This is a genomic window from Streptomyces sp. NPDC006309 (assembly GCF_040613095.1).
Lineage (GTDB): Bacteria > Actinomycetota > Actinomycetes > Streptomycetales > Streptomycetaceae > Streptomyces.
The window spans coordinates 130,115-151,348 of record NZ_JBEXRO010000009.1 but is presented as its reverse complement, the minus strand read 5'-3'; the positions used below and the strand labels follow the sequence as shown (position 1 = coordinate 151,348).

Genomic DNA, 21,234 nt, shown 5'->3' with positions numbered 1-21,234 from the left:
GTCAGCATGGAAGAGGGCCCCTCGGGTGAGGGGCCCCTTGTCGTCCCCGGCCGTTACGGGGTCTGTTCCGGGCTGTCGTCCTCGCCGATGTGATGGACCCGGACCAGGTTGGTCGAGCCGGAGACGCCGGGCGGGGAGCCCGCCGTGATCACCACGACATCGCCCTTCCGGCACCGGCCGTACTTCAGCAGCAGCTCGTCCACCTGTTCGACCATGGCGTCCGTCGACTCGACGTGCGGGCCGAGGAAGGTCTCCGCGCCCCAGGTGAGGCTGAGCTGGGAACGGGTGGCCGGCTCGGGGGTGAAGGCGAGCAGCGGGATCGGCGAGCGGTAGCGGGAGAGCCGGCGGGCGGTGTCGCCCGACTGGGTGAACGCCACCAGGAACCTCGCGCCGAGGAAGTCACCCATCTCGGCGGCGGCCCGGGCGACCGCGCCGCCCTGGGTGCGCGGCTTGTTCTGCTCGGTCAGCGGCGGCAGGCCCTTGGCCAGCATGTCCTCCTCGGCCGCTTCGACGATCTTCGCCATGGTGCGCACGGTCTCGACCGGGTACTTGCCGACACTGGTCTCGCCGGAGAGCATGACCGCGTCCGTGCCGTCCAGCACCGCGTTGGCCACGTCGGAGGCCTCGGCGCGGGTCGGCCGCGAGTTGTCGATCATCGAGTCGAGCATCTGGGTGGCGACGATCACCGGCTTGGCGTTGCGCCTGGCCAGCTTGACCGCGCGCTTCTGCACGATCGGCACCTCCTCCAGCGGCATCTCCACGCCCAGGTCGCCGCGCGCGACCATCAGCGCGTCGAAGGCGGCCACGATGCCGTCGAGGTTCTCCACGGCCTGCGGCTTCTCGATCTTGGCGATCAGGGGCAGGCGGCGGCCCTCCTCCGCCATGATCCGGTGGACGTCCTCGGCGTCCCGGCCGCTGCGCACGAAGGAGAGGGCGATCAGGTCGAAGCCGGTGCGCAGCGCCCAGCGCAGATCGTCCTCGTCCTTCCCGGACAGGGCGGGGACGGAGACGGCGACACCGGGGAGGTTCAGCCCCTTGTGGTCGGAGACGACGCCGCCCTCGACCACCCGCGTGTGCACCTGGGGGCCGTCGACGGCGGTGACCTCCAGGCAGACCTTGCCGTCGTCGACGAGGATGCGCTCACCGGGGGCGACGTCGGCGGCGAGGCCCGCGTAGGTGGTGCCGCACCGGTGGCGGTCGCCCTCGACGCCGTCCTCCACGGTGACGGTGAAGAGGTCGCCGCGTTCAAGCAGTACCGGTCCTTCGGCGAAGCGGCCGAGCCGGATCTTCGGGCCCTGAAGGTCGGCGAGCATTCCGACGCTGCGGCCGGTCTCGTCCGCCGCTTTCCGCACCCGCTGATACCGCTCCTCGTGCTCGGCGTGGGTGCCGTGGCTGAGGTTGAACCGGGCGACGTCCATTCCGGCCTCGACCAGTGCCTTGATCTGGTCGTACGAGTCGGTGGCGGGCCCCAGAGTACAGACGATCTTTGCTCGGCGCATACGTCGAGCCTAGGGCTTACCCGCGGGTAGAGAATTGGCCCCGCGTGTCTACTCAACAGACTTTCGGCAAAGGGACATTGACAAGTGTTGAATTGAGTGCCGGTGCGCTCCGATGAGCGATGGTCATCAGATCGCAACCTGCCGGACCTGTTGACACAGGTCATGCTCAGGTCAGAATCTACGCGCGTCGTCGACCATGCGCCAAGGAGACCGAGAATGCCGCTGAACCGCCGGAAGTTCCTGAAGAAGTCCGCCGCCACCGGAGCGGGAGTGGCGGTCGCCGGCGCGGCGGCGGCTCCGGCGGCCCGGGCGGCGGACGGCACGAAGCCCCCGCACCCCGCCAAGCGGTACTCCCTGACCGTCATGGGCACCACCGACCTGCACGGCCACGTCTTCAACTGGGACTACTTCAAGGACGCGGAGTACGCCGACAAGGCGGGCAACGCCATGGGGCTCGCCCGTATCTCCACCCTGGTGGAGCAGGTCCGCGCCGAGAAGGGCCGCTGCAACACCCTGCTGCTGGACGCCGGTGACACCATCCAGGGCACTCCGCTGACCTACTACTACGCCAAGGTGGACCCGATCACCGCCGAGGGCGGCCCGGTGCACCCGATGGCCCGGGCGATGAACGCGATCGGGTACGACGCGGCGGCGCTCGGCAACCACGAGTTCAACTACGGCATCGAGACGCTGCGGAAGTTCGAGTCGCAGCTGCGCTTCCCGCTGCTCGGCGCCAACGCCGTGGACGCGAGGACGCTGCGGCCCGCCTTCGCGCCGTACGTCATGAAGACGTTCCACGTGCCGGGCGCCAGGCCGGTCAGGGTGGCCGTGCTCGGTCTGACCAACCCGGGCATCGCGATCTGGGACAAGGCGTACGTGCAGGGCAAGCTGGCGTTCCCGGGCCTGGTGGAGCAGGCCGCCGAGTGGGTGCCGAAGCTGAGGTCGATGGGCGCGGACGTGGTCGTCGTCTCGGCGCACTCGGGTACGTCGGGCACGTCGTCGTACGGCGACCAGGTGCCGTACGTGGAGAACGCGGCCGCCGACGTGGCCCGGCAGGTGCCCGGCATCGACGCGATCCTGGTCGGCCACGCGCACCTGGAGATCCCGGAGCTGAAGGTCGTCAACGAGAAGACGGGCCGGACCGTCGTCCTCTCCGAGCCCCTGTGCTACGCCGAGCGGCTCACCCTCTTCGACATCGAGCTGGTGTTCGGCAAGGGCCGCTGGGAGGTCGAGTCGGTCTCCGCCTCGCTGCGCGACTCCAGCTCCGTCGCCGACGACCCGAAGATCACCAAGCTGCTCACCGACGAGCACCAGAAGGTCGTCGCGTACGTCAACCAGGTCGTGGGCCGGGCCACCGAGACCCTGACCACGGTCGAGGCCCGCTACAAGGACGCCCCCATCATCGACCTGATCACCAAGGTCCAGGAGGACGTGGTCAAGGCGGCGCTCGCGGGCACCGCGTACGCCTCGCTGCCGGTGATCGCCCAGGCCTCGCCGTTCTCCAGGACCTCCGAGATCCCGGCCGGCGACGTCACCATCCGGGCCCTGTCCAGCCTGTACGTGTACGACAACACGCTGGTGGCCAAGCTGCTGACGGGTGCCCAGGTGCGCGCCTACCTGGAGTACTCGGCGGAGTACTACGTCCGGACGGCCGCCGACGCCACGGTGGACGTCGAGAAGCTGACCAACGCCGGTGGCCGCCCGGACTACAACTACGACTACGTCTCCGGCCTGTCGTACGACATCGACATCGCCCAGCCGGCCGGGTCGCGGATCAAGAACCTGACGTTCCAGGGGGCCGCGCTCGACGACGCCCAGCAGTTCGTGCTCGCGGTGAACAACTACCGCGCCAACGGCGGCGGCGCCTTCCCGTACGTCGCCACCGCCAAGGAGCTGTGGTCGGAGTCCACGGAGATCCGCACCCGGATCGCGGAGTGGGTCACCGCGAAGGGGATCCTGGACCCGAAGGACTTCGCGTCGGTGGACTGGAAGCTGGTGCGCAACGGCACGCCGGTGTTCTGAGCGACGTCAACGGCGTCGGTGCCCGCCCGCGCGGGTGCCGGCGCCGGGCCGTCGGGGCCTGCGCGGCGGGTCACCTGCCCTCGACCAGCGGGGTCAGCCGTCCGGCGGGTCTGCTCTGCGGGACCCGGCCCGCGGGTTCCCGGAGTCCGAAGCTGGTGAAGGCCGTGCGGGCGGGAAGCGGGTAGGCCTCCTTGCCGGTGAGCGAGTTGAGGATGGTGGCGCTGCGCCAGGCGGCCAGGCCGAGGTCGGGTGCGCCGACGCCGTGCGTGTGCAGCTCGGCGTTCTGGACGTGGACCGAGCCGGTGACCGAGGGGTCCAGGACGAGCCGGAACTCCTCGTCGATCCGCGGGCGTCCGCCGCTGTCCCGGCGGATGTAGGGGTCGAGCCCGGCCAGGATGCGGCCGAGGGGACGCTCGCGGTAGCCGGTGGCGAGGACGACGGCGTCGGTGGTGAGCCGGGACCGGCTGCCCTGCTGGAGGTGTTCCAGGTGGAGTTCCACCTGGGTGGTGGCGATCCGGCCGGCGGTGCGGACGCGGACACCGGGGGTGAGGACCGCGTCGGGCCAGCCGCCGTCCGGGCAGCGGCGGTACAGCTCGTCGTGGATGGCGGCGAGGGTGCCCGCGTCGATGCCCTTGTACAGCTGCCACTGGGCGGCGACGAGCCGGTCCCGGACGGGCTCGGCCAGGGCGTGGAAGTAGCGGGTGTAGTCGGGCGTGAAGTGCTCCAGACCCAGCTTGGAGTACTCCATCGGCGCGAACGCCTCGGTGCGGCCGATCCAGTGCAGCCCTTCCCGGCCGGCCGGGCGGTGGCGCAGCAGGTCGAGGAAGACCTCGGCGCCGGACTGTCCGGAGCCGACGACGGTGACGTGCCCGGCGGCGAGCACGGCGTCACGGTGGTCGAGGTAGTCGGCGGCGTGCAGGACGGGCACACCCGGCGTCTCCACCAGGGGTCTGAGGGGGTCGGGCACGTAGGGGGCGGTGCCGATGCCGAGGACGATGTTGCGGGTGTGCGTACGGCCGAGGGCCTCGGCCTCGCCGTCGGCGTCGAGCTGGGTGTGGTCGACCTCGAACACCTCCCGCTCGGGGTTCCAGCGGACGGCGTCGACCTGGTGGCGGAAGTGCAGCCCGGGCAGCTGCCGCGCGACCCAGCGGCAGTAGGCGTCGTACTCGGTGCGCTGGATGTGGAAGCGCTCGGTGAAGTAGAACGGGAAGAGCCGCTCGCGGCTCTTGAGGTAATTGAGGAAGCTCCAGGGGCTGGTGGGGTCGGCGAGGGTCACCAGGTCGGCGAGGAACGGCACCTGGACGGTGGCGCCGTCGATGAGCAGCCCGGGATGCCAGTCGAAGCCGGGACGCTGTTCGTAGAAGACCGCGTCGAGTTCGGCGAGCGGCTGGGCGAGCGCGGCCAGGGAGAGGTTGCAGGGGCCGATGCCGATGCCGACCAGGTCGCGCGGGGAGGCGGGGTCGCGGCGTGGGGGGTGGGTCATCCGGGGGTGCTTCCTTCGGCGAGTGCGGCGAGTTCGACGAGCGTGAGCAGGCGGGCCAGGTCGTCCGGCCCGGTGTGGGGGTTGAGGAAGGTGGCCTTGAGCCAGAGGCGGCCGTCGAGCCGGGCGCGGCCGAGGACGGCCCGGCCCTCGTACAGCAGCCTGCGGCGCGCGGTGGCCACGGCGGTGTCGTCGGCCTCGGCCGGGCGGAACAGGACGGTGCTGATGTCGGGCCGGTCGTACAGCGCGAAACCGGGGTGCTCGCGGACCAGCGCGGCGAACTCGCGGGCCAGGGCGCAGACCTGGTCGACCAGGGCGCCGAGGCCGCCGCGGCCCAGTGTTCTCAGGGTGACGGCGATCTTCAGGATGTCGGGGCGGCGCGTGGTGCGCAGGGAGCGGCCGAGGAGGTCGGGGAAGCCGGCGTCGGTGTCGTCGTCGGCGTTGAGGTAGCCGGCGCGCTGCTGGAGGGGGGCCAGTTCGTGGGGGTGGGCGACGGCGAGGAGGCCGGCGGCGACCGGCTGCCAGCCGAGTTTGTGCAGGTCGAGGGTGACGGTGTGGGCCGCGTCGAGCCCGGCGAGCTTGCCGCGGTGCCGGTCGCTGAAGAGGAGGCCCCCGCCGTAGGCCGCGTCGATGTGCAGCCGGACGCCGTGGGTGGCGCACAGGGCGGCGATCTCGGGGAGCGGATCGATCAGACCGGCGTCGGTGGTGCCGGCGGTGGCCGCCACCAGCAGGGGGCCGGAGAGCGCGCCCAGGGCTCCGTCCAGGGCGGCCGGGTCGAGGGTGCCGTCGGGTGCCGGGATGACGACCGGGTCGGGCAGGCCGAGCAGCCAGGCGGCGCGGGGCAGGGAGTGGTGGGCGCCCGCCCCGCAGACCAGCCGGACGCTGCCGCCGTGGGCCTCGCGGGCGAGCAGCAGGGCGAGCAGGTTGGACTCGGTGCCTCCGGTGGTGACGAGGGCGTCGGCGAGGCCGGCCGTGCGGGCGAGGGTGCGGGCGACCGTGGCTTCCAGGGCGGAGGCGGCCGGGGCCTGGTCCCAGGAGTCCAGGGAGGGGTTGAGGGCGCCGACGGCGAGGTCGGCGGCGGTGGCCACGGCGAGCGGCGGGCAGTGCAGGTGAGCGGCGCACAGCGGGTCGGCGGGGTCGGCGGCGCCCGCCGCGAGGGCCTGGACGAGGGTGCGCAGGGCGTCCGGGTCGCCGGTGTCCGGCAGGACGTCCCCGAGGGCGTCGGCGACGCGCGCGGCGACGGCGTCGGGTCCGCCGGCGGGCAGCGGTCCGCCGCGCCGGGCGGCGCCGGCCGCGAGAGCGTCCAGCACGGTGGTGAGCAGGGGCCGCAGGGCGTCGGTGCCGCCGGGCCCGGAGGCGAGCGGCGGCAGGTGCGGGGAGTGTCCTGCGCTCATGGGCTCTCCTGGCGGGCACGGGAACGTCCAGCGGGCTTCCGGCTTGTGGGTGGACTTCCAGCTTGTACCGGAAGGGTGCCCTGCGTCCCGGAAGCCCGGTCAACGGAACCCGAAAGTGTGTACTGCCGTCCCGGGAGACCCCGTGGGGAGGGTGGTCGCGCGCGCTCCCGCCGGTTACGCCCGGAAGTCCCCGGCGTGGTCGCGGGCCCACTCGTCGAAGGGGCGGGCGGGGGTGCCGGTGAGCTGCTCGACGGTGCCGGTGATCTCCGGGGGCACGCCGACGGTCTCGGCGAAGGTGCGCAGCAGGCGTTCGAGCATCTGCGGCGGCACGTGCGGGAAGAGTTCCGGGCCCGCGCCGGCCGGGTCCGTCTCCACGAACGTCAGCTTCCTGCCGAGCGCGGTGCCGATGGCCTCGACCTGGCCGGCGTTGCTGGTCGCCGCCGGTCCGGTCAGCCGGTACGCGGCGCCCTCGTGCCCGTCGTCGAGCAGGACGCGCTCGGCGACGGCCGCGATGTCGTCCTCGTGGATGGGCGCGGAGAGCCCGTCCGCGAAGACGCCGCGGACGGTGTCGCCGGCGCGGATCTGCGGTGCCCACTGGAGCGCGTTGGTGGCGAAGGCGTTGGGGCGCAGGAACGTCCAGGCGAGCCCGCTGTCCTGGATCTGCCGCTCGGCGGTGGCGTGCATGACGTGGATGGGGTGGGTCTCGTCGGCGCCCTCCTGGATGACGCCGCTGGAGAGCAGGACGACGTGGCGCACCCCGTGGGCGCGGGCCGCCGCCAGCAGCGGGGCGGTGCCGGCCTGCGCGTACAGGAAGAGCTTCGTCGCCCCGGTGAACAGGGCGGCGGGCTCGTCCGGCCGGAACGCCACCACCTCCGCGGGTGCGGGCAGCTCGGCCCGCTCCGGGTCGCGGGTCAGCGCGCGGACGGGCTGTCCCGCGGCGAGGAGACGGTCGACGAGGGCACGGCCTACGTTGCCGGTCGCGCCGGTCACTACGATCACGATGCCGCCTTTCGGGGGCTGGGCTGATCTCTGAAGCCCGAGCCTAGGGACGGCGGCCGGTCCCCGGCATCGTCGCCAGGTACCAGCCGTGCCCTACGTCGTCGGACCTACGCCCGCCCCCGGTCCCGCGCCTCGGGCCTACGCCGCCCGTCCCGCGCCTCGGGCCTACGCCCGGGCCTGCGCCTCCTGCGCCGCGGCCGGCGCGGTCTCCCGGGCCGGCCGCCCCTCGCGCACCCGCAGGGCGCGGGCCAGGTCGTCCAGGCGGTCGGCGAGGGTGCGGCGCAGGGCCGGGGTGAGGTCGGCGTCGCGCAGACAGGCCTCGCCGAGCCGCAGGTTCCCGGTGTCGACGGCGTGGGCCGGGAAGCACCAGCGGCCGGCGGCGACACCGATGGCGGGGCCGCGGCGGGCGGCGACGGCGACCGCGTCCTCGTAGAAGCGCGGCACGTACTCCCGGACCAGCTCGGCCTGTTCGGGCTGCCAGAAGCCCTGCGCGGTGGCCGTGAAGAGGTAGTTGGACAGCGAGTCGCCGGCGAACATCGCCTCCCAGGCGGCGCGCTTGGCCTCGGGGTCGGGCAGCGCGGCACGGCAGCGGGCGGCGCCCTCCTGGCCGGTGGCGCTCGGGTCGCGCTCCAGCTCGGCGGCGATGGCGGCCTCGTCGGTGGCGCCGAGCACGGCGAGCCGGGCGAGGACGCGCCAGCGCAGCTCGGGGTCGAGTTCCGGCCCGCCGGGCACCGTGCCGTCGGCGAGCCAGGCGGCGATGGTCTCCGGGCGGGCGGTCACGCCGATGAGGTGCCGTACGGCGATGAGGCGCAGGCCGGGGTGGTCGCCGTCCTCGGTGCGCCGCAGCAGGTCGCGGCAGAGGGACGTGAGGTCGGCCAGGGCGGCCGGTCGGTCCTCGGGCGCCAGGTACTGGTCGGCGATCTGGCCGGAGGCGAAGGCGAGGACGCCTTGGGCGACGGCCAGGTCGGTCTCGTACGGGAGGTGGGCGCGGGCCGTCTCCAGATAGGCGGCGGCCGGCAGCTCGCCGTCCCGGACGGCGTCCCGCAGGGCGTTCCAGACGACCGCGCGGGTGAGCGGTTCGGGCAGGCCGGACAGGTGGGTGCGGACCGTCTCGGCGGACGCGGCGTCGAAGCGGACCTTGGCGTAGGTGAGGTCACCGTCGTTGAGGAGGACGAACGCGGGGCGCGGGCCGGCGGTGCGCAGGCTCAGGCCGTCGGCGGCGGGCAGGTCGGCTTCCACCCGCCGGCGCAGGGTCAGCCGGCGCTCGTCGTGCAGGTCGCGGTCGTAGACGCCGAGGGTGACGCGGTGCGGGCGGGCGGCGCCGTCCCCGGCGGGGCCGGACCCGGCCGGGGCGCCGGCGCTGCCCAGGTGCCGGACGTCGAGGTGCCAGGTGCCGTTGTCGGCCGTGACGTCGGGCACGAGGGTGTCGACGCCGACGGTGCGCAGCCAGCTGTCGGCCCAGGCGTGGACATCGCGGTCGGTGGCCGAGGCGAGGGAATCGACGAAGTCGGCGAGGGTGGCGTTGGCGAACTTGTGCCGCGCGAAATGGGTGTTGATACCGGCCAGGAAGTCCTTCTCGCCGAGCCAGGCGGCCAGCTGGCGCAGCGCGGAGGCGCCCTTGGCGTAGGAGATGCCGTCGAAGTTGAGCAGCGCGGAGGCCGTGTCGTCGACGTCCTCGGGGGCGACCGGATGGGTGGTGGGCCGCTGGTCGGCGTCGTAGCCCCAGGACTTGCGGGTGACGGCGAACTCGGTCCAGGGGTCGGTGAACCGGGTGGCCTCGGCGGTGGTCCGGTAGCCCATGTACTCGGCGAAGGACTCGTTCAGCCAGATGTCGTCCCACCACTTGAGGGTGACGAGGTCGCCGAACCACATGTGGGCCATCTCGTGCGCGATGACCATGGCGCGGGTCTGCCGTTCGGTGTCGGTGACGGCGGAGCGGTAGACGAAGTCGTCGCGGAAGGTGACCAGGCCCGGGTTCTCCATGGCGCCCGCGTTGAACTCGGGGACGAACGCCTGGTCGTAGGAGTCGAAGGGGTAGGGCTCCTCGAACTTCTCGTGGTAGCGGTCGAAGCACGCGCGCGTGATGTCGAGGATCTCGTCGGCGTCGGCGTCCAGGTGGGGTGCGAGCGAGCGGCGGCAGTGGATGCCGAAGGGCAGTCCGCGGTGCTCGGTGCGCAGCGAGTGCCAGGGGCCGGCGGCGACGGCGGCGAGGTACGTGGAGATCAGCGGGGTGGGCGCGGCCTGCCAGACACCGTCGCCGCGCTGCTCGGTGACGCCGTTGGCGAGGACGCTCCAGCCCTCGGGCGCCCTGACGGAGATCTCGAAGACAGCCTTCAGGTCGGGCTGGTCGAAGGCGGCGAAGACCCGCTGGACGTCGTCCATGAACAGCTGCGTGTAGACGTACGTCTCGCCGTCGCTCGGATCGGTGAAGCGGTGCATGCCCTCGCCGGTACGGGAGTAGCGCATGACCGCGTCGACGCGCAGCTCGTGCTCGCCGGCGGTGAGGTTGCGCAGCGGCAGCCGGCCCTCGTGCAGCGACTCGGGGTCGAGCGGCCGTCCGTCCAGGGTGACGCCGCGCAGCTCGGCGGGCTTCAGCTCGACGAACGTCTCCCCCTCGGACCGGGCGGTGAACCGGATCGCGGTACGGGAGGCGAAGGTCTCGTCCCCGGTGGTGAGGTCCAGTTCGACCGTGTAGCGGTGGACGTCGAGGAACTGTGCTCGGAGCTGCGCTTCGTCGCGCGTGAGTACGGACATGCAGGCCATGCTGCCTGATGGGGCCGACAGCGCACAGGGGCGGATCGGTACACGGCTTATGTCCCTTGCGCGCCCCTGGTCGGCCCGTCGCCCGGCCGCGCTGCCGGTCCGCCGGTCAGACGGCGTCCGCGGCGTCCCCGTTGTGCGTGTCCTCGGCGATCCGCTCGTGGTGCCGGATCACCTCGGCGATGATGAAGTTCAGGAACTTCTCGGCGAACGCCGGGTCGAGTTTGGCGTTCTCGGCGAGGCGACGCAGCCGCTCGATCTGCCGGGACTCGCGGGCCGGGTCGGCGGGCGGCAGCTGATGCACCGCCTTGAGCCTGCCGACCTGCTGTGTGGCCTTGAAACGCTCGGCGAGCATGTGGACGACGGCCGCGTCGATGTTGTCGATGCTGTCGCGCAGCCGCTCCAGTTCGTGGCGGACCTCGGGGTCCACGGCACCCGTGCCGGTGTTGCTGGTCGTCATGGACGCCCACCCTATGTGCTGGACTCCCCGGAGCCACGAGGTGTCCGGGGAGTGGATCGCCGGCGGTCCCCGGGGCCCGGGGTCCGCCTACAGTGGAGGGGAGTTCCGGCGTCTGAAGGGGGTAAGGACGTGGCGAACGGCGGACCGGTCGAGCACGGCTACCCGCATCTGGAGACGGTCCGGGCCGCGGTCACCGCGCTGTACCGGCGGCTGTCCCACAACACCGTGCAGACGTTCTCGGCCAGCCTGGCCCCCGCCGACGTGGCCTTCTGCGACACCGACGACCTGCACCTGGGCGCGCAGCGCGTGGCCCGGGAGATCGTGCGGCACTTCCGGTTGCCGCAGGCGCGGCTGATCGTCGGCTTCCGGGAGATGACCCACGCGGCCGACGTCGAACTGGCGTCGGGCCCTGAGTACTTCGTCGAGCTGAACGACCGGTTCCGTACCCATCGCCGGGACATCGGCGCGGCGCTCGCCCACGAGGTGGCCCACGTCTACCTGCACCGCCTGGACCTCACGTTCCCCACCACCGCCGAGAACGAGATCCTGACGGACACCGTCACGACCTACCTGGGCGCGGGCTGGCTGCTGCTGGACGCCTACCGGGAGGACGGCGTCTCCTCCCAGAAGCTGGGCTATCTCACCCCGGAGGAGTTCGGTTACGTCCTGGCCAAGCGGGCCCTGCTCTTCCACGAGGACCCGTCCGTGTGGTTCACCAGCCCGCAGGCGCACACCGCCTACGTCAAGGGGCTGGCCCGGGCCCGCCGCGACGAGCAGCAGCCGCCGCTGACCGCGGCCGGCTGGGCGGGCCGGCGCCGCTACGCGCACGACCGCCGGCACGCCCCGGACGTGACCCCGGCGGGCCCGTACGCCTTCACCCCCGACGGCCTCGGCCGCCTCCAGGTGACCTTTCCCTGCCCGACCTGCCACCAGCGGATCAGGGTGCCGGTACGGGGACGGGTACGGGCGCGGTGCGGGTTGTGCCGGACGGTGCTGGAGTGCGACACGTAGGCCGTGCGCCGTGGCCGTCCGCCGGGCCGCGACGGCGCCTGGACGTGCGACGGCGCCTGCCCAGTCGTCCGGTCGGGGACAGGCGGGCAGGCGCCGTCAGTGTTCCGTACGCCTTTGTACGGGACGTCTTCGTGACCGCCGTCAGACCGCCAGGGCGCGGTCCGTCGGGCGGATCGGGGCCGGCAGGTCGCTGGCCCCGGTCAGGTAGCGGTCGACGCCGCGGGCGGCCGAGCGGCCCTCCGCGATCGCCCACACGATCAGGGACTGGCCGCGGCCGGCGTCACCGGCGACGAACACACCCGGCACGTTGGTCTGGAATTCGGCGTCGCGGGCGATGTTACCGCGTGCGTCCAGCTCCAGGCCGAACTGGTCGACCAGGCCGTTCTCCCGGTCGGTGCCGGTGAAGCCCATGGCGAGGGTGACCAGCTGGGCGGGGATCTTGCGCTCGGTGCCCGGCTTCTGGGTCAGCCGGCCGTCGACGAACTCGACCTCGGCGAGGTGCAGCCACTGCACGTTGCCTTCCTCGTCGCCCTCGAAGTGGGTGGTGGAGGCGGAGTAGATCCGCTCGCCGCCCTCCTCGTGCGCCGAGGTGACCTTGTAGAGGAGCGGGAAGGTCGGCCAGGGCTGGTCCGCCGGGTGCCGCTCGTCGTTCGGGCGGGGCATGATCTCCAGCTGGGTGACGGAGGCCGCGCCCTGGCGGTGGGCGGTGCCCACGCAGTCGGCGCCGGTGTCGCCGCCGCCGATGACGACGACGTGCTTGCCCTCGGCCGAGATCGGGGGGGTGACGTAGTCACCCTCCTGGACCTTGTTGGCCAGGGGCAGGTACTCCATCGCCTGGTAGATGCCCTTCAGCTCGCGGCCCGGCGCCGGCAGGTCGCGCGCGGTCGTGGCACCGGCGGCGATCACGATCGCGTCGTACCGCTTCTTCAGGTCGCGGGCGGTGATGTCGCGGCCGATCTCGACACCGGTGCGGAAGCGGGTGCCCTCCGCGCGCATCTGCTCGATACGGCGGTTGATGTGCCGCTTCTCCATCTTGAACTCGGGGATGCCGTACCGCAGGAGGCCCCCGACGCGGTCCGCGCGCTCGTAGACGGCGACCGTGTGGCCGGCCCGGGTCAGCTGCTGGGCGGCGGCCAGACCCGCCGGGCCGGAGCCGATGACCGCGACCGTCTTGCCGGACAGGCGCTCGGGGATCTGCGGGGCGACGTCCCCGGTCTCCCACGCCTTGTCGATGATCGAGACCTCGACGTTCTTGATGGTGACCGGCGGCTGGTTGATGCCGAGCACGCACGCCGACTCGCAGGGGGCCGGGCAGAGGCGGCCGGTGAACTCCGGGAAGTTGTTGGTCGCGTGCAGGCGCTCCTGGGCGGCGGCCCAGTCCTCGCGGTAGGCGTAGTCGTTCCACTCGGGGATCAGGTTCCCCAGCGGACAGCCGTTGTGGCAGAACGGGATGCCGCAGTCCATGCACCGGCTGGCCTGCTTGCTGATGATCGGCAGCAGGGAGCCGGGGACGTAGACCTCGTTCCAGTCCTTGACGCGCTCACCGACGGGACGGGTCTTGGCGACCTCGCGGCCGTGGTTCAGGAAGCCCTTCGGGTCAGCCATTGATCGCCGCCTCCATCATCTTCTCGGTGATCTCGGTCTCGGAGAGACCGGCTCGCTCGGCGGCGTCCTTGGCGGCGAGCACTGCCTTGTACGTGCTGGGGATGATCCTGCTGAACCGCTCCACGGCCGTGTCCCAGTCGGCGAGCAGCTTCGCGGCGACCGTCGAGGCGGTCTCCTCGGCGTGGCGGCGCACCACGTCGTGCAGCCACTGCTTGTCCGTGTCGTCCAGGGCCTCGACGGCACCGGCGTTGCCGGCGTTGACGTTGTCGCGGTCGAGGTCGATGACGTACGCGATGCCGCCGGACATGCCCGCCGCGAAGTTGCGGCCGGTCGGGCCGAGGACGACCGCGCGACCGCCGGTCATGTACTCGCAGCCGTGGTCGCCCACGCCCTCGGAGACGACCGTCGCGCCGGAGTTGCGGACGCAGAACCGCTCACCGCTGCGGCCGCGCAGGAACAGTTCGCCGCCGGTGGCGCCGTAGGCGATCGTGTTGCCCGCGATGGTCGAGTACTCGGCGAGGTGGTCGGCCGCGCGGTCCGGGCGGACGATGATCCGGCCGCCGGACAGGCCCTTGCCGACGTAGTCGTTGGCGTCGCCCTCCAGGCGCAGCGTGACGCCGCGCGGCAGGAACGCGCCGAAGGACTGGCCGGCGGAGCCGGTGAAGGTGATGTCGATGGTGTCGTCGGGCAGGCCAGCACCGCCGAACTTCTTCGTCACCTCGTGGCCGAGCATGGTGCCGACCGTGCGGTTGATGTTGCGGATGGCGACCTGGGCGCGCACCGGCTGCGCCTCGGTGGCGTCACCGGCCGCGAGGGCGTCGGCGGCGAGCTTGATCAGCTCATTGTCCAGGGCCTTCTCCAGGCCGTGGTCCTGGGCGATCAGCCGGTGGCGGGCGGCGCCCGCGGGCAGGTCGGGCACGTGGAACAGCGGCTCCAGGTTCAGGCCCTGTGCCTTCCAGTGGCCGACCGCGCGCTCGACGTCCAGCACCTCGGCGTGGCCGACGGCCTCCTCGATGGAGCGGAAGCCCAGCTCGGCCAGCAGCTCGCGGACCTCCTCGGCGATGAACCGGAAGAAGTTGACCACGTGTTCGGCCTTGCCGGCGAAGCGCTCGCGCAGCGCCGGGTTCTGGGTGGCGATGCCGACCGGGCAGGTGTCCAGGTGGCAGACGCGCATCATCACGCAGCCGGAGACGACGAGCGGCGCGGTCGCGAAACCGAACTCCTCGGCGCCGAGCAGCGCGGCGATGACCACGTCACGGCCGGTCTTCAGCTGGCCGTCCGTCTGGACCACGATCCGGTCGCGCAGACCGTTGAGCAGCAGGGTCTGCTGGGTCTCGGCGAGGCCCAGCTCCCAGGGGCCGCCCGCGTGCTTCAGCGACGTCAGCGGGGACGCGCCCGTACCGCCGTCGTGACCGGAGATCAGGACCACGTCCGCGTGCGCCTTGGACACACCCGCCGCGACCGTGCCGACGCCGACCTCGGATACCAGCTTCACGTGGATCCGCGCCTGCGGGTTCGCGTTCTTCAGGTCGTGGATCAGCTGGGCGAGGTCCTCGATGGAGTAGATGTCGTGGTGCGGCGGCGGGGAGATCAGGCCGACGCCCGGCGTCGAGTGACGTGTCTTGGCGACCCACGGGTACACCTTGTGGCCGGGCAGCTGGCCGCCCTCGCCGGGCTTGGCGCCCTGGGCCATCTTGATCTGGATGTCGTCCGCGTTGACCAGGTACTCGCTGGTGACACCGAAGCGGCCGGAGGCGACCTGCTTGATGGCGGACCGGCGGGCCGGGTCGTACAGGCGGTCGGCGTCCTCGCCGCCCTCACCGGTGTTGGACTTGCCGCCCAGCTGGTTCATGGCGATGGCGAGGGTCTCGTGCGCCTCCTTGGAGATGGAGCCGTACGACATCGCGCCGGTCGAGAACCGCTTGACGATCTCGGAGACCGGCTCGACCTCCTCGACGGGGATCGGGCCCCGGTCCGACTTGAAGCCGAACAGGCCGCGCAGCGTCATCAGGCGCTCGGACTGCTCGTTCACGCGGTCGGTGTACTTCTTGAAGATGTCGAAGCGGCCGGTGCGCGTGGAGTGCTGGAGGCGGAAGACCGTCTCCGGGTCGAACAGGTGCGGCTCGCCCTCGCGGCGCCACTGGTACTCGCCGCCGATGTCCAGCGCGCGGTGCGCGGGAGCGATGCCGGAGGCCGGGTAGGCCTTGGCGTGGCGGGCGGCGACCTCCCGGGCGATGACGTCGATGCCGACACCGCCGATCTTGGTGGCGGTGCCGTTGAAGTACGTCCGCACGAAGGTCTCGTCCAGGCCGACGGCCTCGAAGACCTGGGCGCCGCGGTAGGAGGCGACGGTGGAGATGCCCATCTTGGACATGACCTTCAGGACGCCCTTGCCCAGGGCGTAGATCAGGTTCTTGATGGCCTGCTCGGGCTCCAGGCCGTTGAGGAAGGTGCCGGCGCGCAGCAGGTCCTCGACGGACTCCATCGCCAGGTACGGGTTGACGGCGGCGGCGCCGTAGCCGATGAGCAGGGCGATGTGGTGGACCTCGCGGACGTCACCGGCCTCGACCAGCAGACCCACCTGGGTGCGCTGCTTGGTGCGGATGAGGTGGTGGTGGACGGCCGAGGTGAGCAGCAGCGACGGGATCGGCGCGTGCTCGGCGTCGGAGTGCCGGTCCGACAGGACGATCAGGCGGGCGCCGTTCTCGATGGCCGCGTCGGCCTCGGCGCAGATCTCCTCGATGCGCGCGGCGAGCGTCTCGCCGCCGCCGGAGACCCGGTACAGGCCGGAGAGGGTCGCGGCCTTGAAGCCCGGCATGTCGCCGTCGGCGTTGATGTGGATGAGCTTGGCCAGCTCGTCGTTGTCGATCACCGGGAAGGGCAGGGTGACCGTGCGGCACGAGGCGGCCGTCGGCTCCAGCAGGTTGCCCTCGGGGCCCAGCGACGAGCGCAGGGAGGTGACCAGCTCCTCGCGGATCGCGTCCAGCGGGGGGTTGGTGACCTGCGCGAAGAGCTGGGTGAAGTAGTCGAAGAGCAGCCGCGGGCGCTCGGACAGGGCCGCGATGGGCGAGTCCGTGCCCATGGAGCCGATCGGCTCGGTGCCGGTGCGGGCCATCGGCGCGAGGATGACGCGCAGCTCCTCCTCGGTGTACCCGAAGGTCTGCTGGCGGCGGGTGACCGAGGCGTGGGTGTGGATGATGTGCTCGCGCTCGGGCAGGTCGCCCAGCTCGATCTCGCCGGCCTCCAGCCACTCGGCGTACGGCTTCTCGGCGGCGAGGGCCGCCTTGATCTCGTCGTCCTCGATGATGCGGTGCTCGGCGGTGTCCACGAGGAACATGCGGCCGGGCTGGAGGCGGCCCTTGCGGACGACCTTGGCCGGGTCGATGTCGAGGACGCCGACCTCGGAGCCGAGGACGACGAGGCCGTCGTCGGTGACCCAGTAGCGGCCGGGGCGCAGGCCGTTGCGGTCGAGGACGGCGCCGACCTGGGTGCCGTCGGTGAAGGTGACACAGGCCGGGCCGTCCCAGGGCTCCATCATCGTGGCGTGGAACTGGTAGAAGGCGCGGCGGGCCGGGTCCATGGAGGCGTGGTTCTCCCATGCCTCCGGGATCATCATCAGCACGGAGTGCGGCAGCGAGCGGCCGCCCAGGTGCAGGAGCTCCAGGACCTCGTCGAAGGAGGCGGAGTCGGAGGCGTCCGGCGTACAGACCGGGAAGATCCGCTCGATGGCCTTCTCGTCCGAGCCGAACAGGCCGGAGACGAGCTGCGACTCGCGGGCCTGCATCCAGTTGCGGTTGCCCTTGACGGTGTTGATCTCACCGTTGTGGGCGACGAAGCGGTACGGGTGCGCCAGCGGCCACGACGGGAAGGTGTTCGTGGAGAACCGGGAGTGCACGAGCGCGATCGCGGAGGCGAAGCGGCGGTCGGACAGGTCCGGGAAGAAGGGCTCCAGCTGGCCGGTGGTCAGCATGCCCTTGTAGACGATCGTCCGGGCGGACAGGGACGGGAAGTAGACCCCGGCCTCGCGCTCGGCGCGCTTGCGCAGCACGAACGCCCTGCGGTCCAGCGCGATGCCCTCGCCGGCATGGTCGGTCACGAAGATCTGGCGGAAGAGCGGCATGGTGGAGCGGGCGGTGGCGCCGAGCAGCTCCGGGGCGACCGGGACCTCGCGCCAGCCGAGGACGGTCAGACCTTCCTCGGCGGCGATCGTCTCGACGTGCGAGACGGCGGCCTCGGCCCCGTCCTCCGGCAGGAAGGCGATGCCTACCGCGTAGGAGCCGGCCGCGGGAAGGTCGAAACCGGCCACCTCACGGAGGAAGGCGTCGGGAACCTGGGAGAGGATGCCCGCGCCGTCGCCCGAGTCGGGCTCGGAGCCGGTGGCACCGCGGTGCTCCAGGTTGCGCAGGACGGTGAGCGCCTGCTCGACCAGCGTGTGGGACGCCTCGCCGGTAAGAGTGGCGACGAAACCGACACCACAGGCGTCGTGTTCGTTGCGGGGGTCGTACATACCCTGCGCAGCAGGGCGAGCATCCATGAACGACCAGTTCTGGCCGTTCTCGGAATGCTGGGACGGCTGGCGCGGCGTACGCATCGGCTCTCCCGTCGTCGTCATATGGCATGTGGCAGGTGCCGAGGGACGACGTTGGCCCTCTGCGTCAGGTCAAAATTTCGTGCAGGTTACATGATGGAGCGGTTCTCGGGAACCGGATACTCCGTTCCAACATGCGGACGCCACGGTCGCGGCGGAGGTGCCGCGCGAACGCGGCGCGTGCCGTGGACGGCGGCGACTGCCGTGTGGTGACGGCGGGGGTGCCGCGCGGTGGCGGCGGGTGCCGCGCTGTGGCGGCGGGTGCCGCGCTGTGGCGGCGAACGGTGCGGGGGGCCGTCACGGACAGGATCGGTCGGATCCGCGTCCGTCGGGCCCGAGGGGCCGGGGGGAGCGTCATCGCCCACCCCGCGGGGGGTGCGGCAGGCGTCATTGCCCACAGTGCTTACGGGTCATGCCCGGTGGTCACGCCCGCGAAACCAGCGAGTAACGACTACTTATGCTGCCCATCGCATAGGTAGCGGTCGCGCTATCCTACGGCCGTTCCGAAGAGAGTGCCCAGGGCGTACGTCACACCGGCCGCCGCACCGCCGAGCGCCAGCTGCCGCAGACCGCTGAACCACCAGCTGCGCGCGGTCACCCTGGCCACGACGGCACCGCACCCGAAGAGCCCGGCGAGGGCGAGCAGCACGGCGGGCCAGAGCACGGTCGCGCCGAGCAGGTACGGCAGCAGCGGCAGCAGGGCGCCGAGCGCGAACGAGCCGAAGGAGGAAACGGCCGCGACCAGCGGCGAGGGCAGATCGCCGGGGTCTATGCCCAGCTCCTCGCGGGCGTGGATCTCCAGGGCCTGCTCCGGGTCCCGGGAGAGCTGCCGGGCGACCTGGCGGGCCAGCTCGGGCTCGACCCCGCGGGCCATGTACAGCGCCGCCAGCTCGTCCTCCTCGTCCTGCGGGTGCCTGCGCAGCTCACGGCGTTCGACGTCGAGTTCCGCCTCGACGAGTTCACGCTGGGAGGCGACCGAGGTGTACTCGCCGGCCGCCATGGAGAAGGCGCCGGCGGCGAGCCCCGCGAGTCCGGTGATGACAATGGTGTGCTGGCCCATGGACCCGCCGGCCACGCCCGTCATCAGGGCGAGATTGGAGACCAGGCCGTCCATCGCGCCGAAGACGGCGGGGCGCAGCCAGCCGCCGTTGACGTCGCGGTGGGTGTGGTTGTCACGGTGCGCCTCATGGAGCGCGGCCTCGGTTTCGATGATCGCCATGCGGGTCCCCCAGGGTAGCTAAGGCAAAGCTAAGTTTGGACGCGTTCTATTCTTCGACAACAGAGAATCTACCTCGCCCATTCCGCCCTCGCCACCAAGGAAAGGCTCCGCTAACCTGCGGTTTTCCCTCGTGTCCACCGGCGCCGCCCGGCCCGCTCCAGAGGATGATTTCGGGCATGACGCCTGAAATTCCGCGACACCTCGAAGACCCGGAGGTGATCCGCCCATGACCCACATCGTGGTCCTCGGCAGCACGAACATGGACCTCGTCACCTACGTCGCCAGGGCCCCGCAGCGCGGGGAGACCGTGACCGGGCGGGAGTTCCGTACGATCCCCGGCGGCAAGGGCGCCAACCAGGCGATCGCCGCCGCCCGCGCCGGCGCCACCGTCTCGATGATCGGCGCGGTCGGCAACGACGCCTTCGGACTGCGGCTGCGCGACACCCTCGAACACTCCGGGGTGGACACCGACTCCCTGCGCACGGTCGAGGGCCCCTCCGGCACCGCGCACATCGTGGTGGACGACGAGGGCGGCAACTCGATCGTCGTCATCCCGGGCGCCAACGGCACCGTCGACCACCTCTCCCCCGGCGACGAGGGGGTGATCGCCTCAGCCGACGCCCTGCTGCTGCAACTGGAGATCCCGCCGGCGGCGGTCGTCGCGGGTGCGCAGGCGGCGCACCGGCACGGGGTCCGTACAGTGCTCACCCCGTCCCCCGTCCGTCCGCTGCCGCCCGAACTCCTCGCCGCCACCGACCTGCTGGTGCCGAACGAGTACGAGGCGATCACCCTCACCGGGTGCACGGACCCGCGCGAGGCGGCGGCCGCCCTGCTGGACCTGGTGCCCCAGGTCGTCGTCACCCTGGGGGCGACGGGCTGTCTGTACCGGGCCCGGGGCACCGAACCGCTGGTGGTGCCCGCGCCCCGGGTGAGCGCCGTCGACTCCACCGGCGCGGGCGACACCTTCGCCGGCGCGCTCGCCGTGGCCCTCGCCGAGGAGAGACCGGTGCGCGAGGCCCTGTCCTGGGCGGCCGCCGCGGCGGCGATCTCCGTGCAGCGGGCGGGGGCGTCGGTGTCGATGCCGTACCGGCCGGAGATCGAGGCGCGGTACAGCGCGTGAGGACGGCGGCACCGGCCGCCCGCACGCGCGGAGGGCGCCCGGAGAGTCCCGGACGCCCTCGGTGCCGTACGACCGGCGGTCAGCTCTTCTCGGCCGACTCCGCCTCGTCCCTGCGCGGCTCACCGGAGCCCACGGTCTTCTCCCCGGCCCCGGCAACGGCCTCCGTACCGCCCTCGGAGTCCGTACCGCCGTCGGCTTCCTCGCCGGCCTCGGACGCTGTGCCGGCGCCGGCCGGGGTGCCGGGGGCACCCGGCTCCACGACGGCCTCCCGGCCCGGGCGCTTCTTCGACGACACGACGATGTACACCACCGCGAGCAGGAAGACGACCAGCGCCGTCCAGTCGTTGAGGCGCAGACCCAGGATGTGGTGGGCGTCGTCCACCCGCATGTACTCGATCCAGCCGCGGCCCACGCAGTACGCGGCGACGTACAGCCCGAACGCCCGGCCGTGGCCCAGCTCGAAGCGGCGGTCGGCCCAGATGACCAGGAAGGCGACGCCGACGCACCACAAGGACTCGTAGAGGAAGGTCGGGTGGTAGTAGCCCGGGACCCGGCCGCCCTCGGCGGAGGTGATGTGCAGTGCCCACGGAACATGCGTCTCGCGGCCGTACAGCTCCTGGTTGAACCAGTTGCCCCAGCGGCCGATGGCCTGCGCGATCGCGATGCCGGGTGCGACGGCGTCGGCGTAGGCCGGCATCGGGACGCCCCGGCGACGTGCGCCGATCCACGCGCCGAGCGCGCCGAGGGCGATCGCGCCCCAGATGCCCAGGCCGCCCTCCCACACCTTGAAGGCGTCCACCCAGTCACGGCCCTTGCTGAAGTACAGCTCGTAGTCCGTGATCACGTGGTAGAGCCGGCCGCCGACCAGGCCGAACGGGACGGCCCAGACGGCGATGTCGGCGACCGTGCCGGGCTGCCCGCCGCGGGCGATCCAGCGCTTGTTGCCGAGCCAGACGGCGACGAAGACGCCGATGATGATGCAGAAGGCGTAGCCGCGCAGCGGGATGGGGCCGAGGTACAGCACCCCGTGCGACGGGCTGGGAATGTAGGCAAGTTCCATGGCAGGTCCGACGCTAC

General features: G+C 72.1%; 12 protein-coding genes and 1 pseudogene. 3 read left to right on the top strand and 10 right to left on the bottom strand.

The window, feature by feature from the left end; genetic code table 11:
* Positions 1–53: 53 nt before the first annotated feature.
* Positions 54–1,499, bottom strand: a complete 1,446-nt coding sequence (gene pyk / locus ABZ117_RS15125; RefSeq protein WP_356820850.1) for a pyruvate kinase — start codon at positions 1,497–1,499, stop codon at positions 54–56.
* A 216-nt stretch (positions 1,500–1,715) separates the two neighbouring features.
* On the opposite strand from pyk, the gene ABZ117_RS15120 reads away from it, so the two are divergent.
* Positions 1,716–3,521: a 5'-nucleotidase C-terminal domain-containing protein gene (locus ABZ117_RS15120; RefSeq protein ID WP_356820848.1), complete on the top strand. Its 1,806-nt coding sequence runs from the start codon at positions 1,716–1,718 to the stop codon at positions 3,519–3,521.
* 70 nt (positions 3,522–3,591) lie between these two features.
* On the opposite strand, the gene ABZ117_RS15115 is transcribed toward ABZ117_RS15120, so the two are convergent.
* From ABZ117_RS15115 to ABZ117_RS15095, 5 genes are all read right to left on the bottom strand, one after another.
* Positions 3,592–5,004: a SidA/IucD/PvdA family monooxygenase gene (locus ABZ117_RS15115; protein WP_356820846.1), complete on the bottom strand. Its 1,413-nt coding sequence runs from the start codon at positions 5,002–5,004 to the stop codon at positions 3,592–3,594.
* Positions 5,001–6,395, bottom strand: a complete 1,395-nt coding sequence (locus ABZ117_RS15110) for a pyridoxal-dependent decarboxylase (protein WP_356820844.1) — start codon at positions 6,393–6,395, stop codon at positions 5,001–5,003. Before ABZ117_RS15110 ends, ABZ117_RS15115 begins: the two co-directional genes overlap by 4 nt.
* Positions 6,396–6,569: 174 nt before the next feature.
* A complete protein-coding gene (locus tag ABZ117_RS15105; protein ID WP_356820842.1) occupies positions 6,570–7,394 on the bottom strand; it encodes an NAD(P)H-binding protein in 825 nt (274 codons plus the stop codon).
* A gap of 165 nt (positions 7,395–7,559) precedes the next feature.
* Positions 7,560–10,157, bottom strand: a complete 2,598-nt coding sequence (pepN, locus tag ABZ117_RS15100; RefSeq protein WP_356820841.1) for an aminopeptidase N — start codon at positions 10,155–10,157, stop codon at positions 7,560–7,562.
* Between the two features lie 106 nt (positions 10,158–10,263).
* On the bottom strand, positions 10,264–10,614 hold the full coding sequence (locus ABZ117_RS15095) for a chorismate mutase (protein WP_356820839.1): 351 nt from the start codon (positions 10,612–10,614) through the stop codon (positions 10,264–10,266).
* A gap of 129 nt (positions 10,615–10,743) precedes the next feature.
* Here ABZ117_RS15095 and ABZ117_RS15090 point away from each other — a divergent pair, with 129 nt between their 5' ends.
* Positions 10,744–11,625: a hypothetical protein gene (locus ABZ117_RS15090; RefSeq protein ID WP_356820837.1), complete on the top strand. Its 882-nt coding sequence runs from the start codon at positions 10,744–10,746 to the stop codon at positions 11,623–11,625.
* Between the two features lie 141 nt (positions 11,626–11,766).
* On the opposite strand, the gene ABZ117_RS15085 is transcribed toward ABZ117_RS15090, so the two are convergent.
* The 3 genes from ABZ117_RS15085 to ABZ117_RS15075 all read right to left on the bottom strand — a co-directional run bounded on the left by ABZ117_RS15085 (position 11,767) and on the right by ABZ117_RS15075 (position 19,037).
* The gene (locus tag ABZ117_RS15085) at positions 11,767–13,230 is read right to left on the bottom strand and encodes a glutamate synthase subunit beta (RefSeq protein ID WP_356820835.1); all 1,464 of its coding nucleotides are present in this window, start codon (positions 13,228–13,230) and stop codon (positions 11,767–11,769) included.
* Positions 13,223–17,737 carry a glutamate synthase large subunit gene (gltB, locus tag ABZ117_RS15080; protein WP_356820984.1) on the bottom strand — a complete coding sequence of 1,505 codons (4,515 nt, stop codon included), beginning with the start codon at positions 17,735–17,737 and terminating at the stop codon, positions 13,223–13,225. Before gltB ends, ABZ117_RS15085 begins: the two co-directional genes overlap by 8 nt.
* Positions 17,738–18,305: 568 nt before the next feature.
* Entirely contained in the window at positions 18,306–19,037 is a 732-nt protein-coding gene (locus ABZ117_RS15075) for a VIT1/CCC1 transporter family protein (RefSeq protein ID WP_356820833.1), read from the bottom strand.
* Between the two features lie 226 nt (positions 19,038–19,263).
* On the opposite strand from ABZ117_RS15075, the gene rbsK reads away from it, so the two are divergent.
* Complete coding sequence (gene rbsK / locus ABZ117_RS15070) at positions 19,264–20,157, top strand: ribokinase (protein WP_356820831.1); 894 nt, start codon at positions 19,264–19,266, stop codon at positions 20,155–20,157.
* A gap of 244 nt (positions 20,158–20,401) precedes the next feature.
* Here the strand turns inward: rbsK and lgt are convergent.
* A pseudogene (gene lgt, locus ABZ117_RS15065) lies at positions 20,402–21,217 on the bottom strand (prolipoprotein diacylglyceryl transferase); the annotation flags it as partial.
* Between the last annotated feature and the right edge of the window lie 17 nt (positions 21,218–21,234).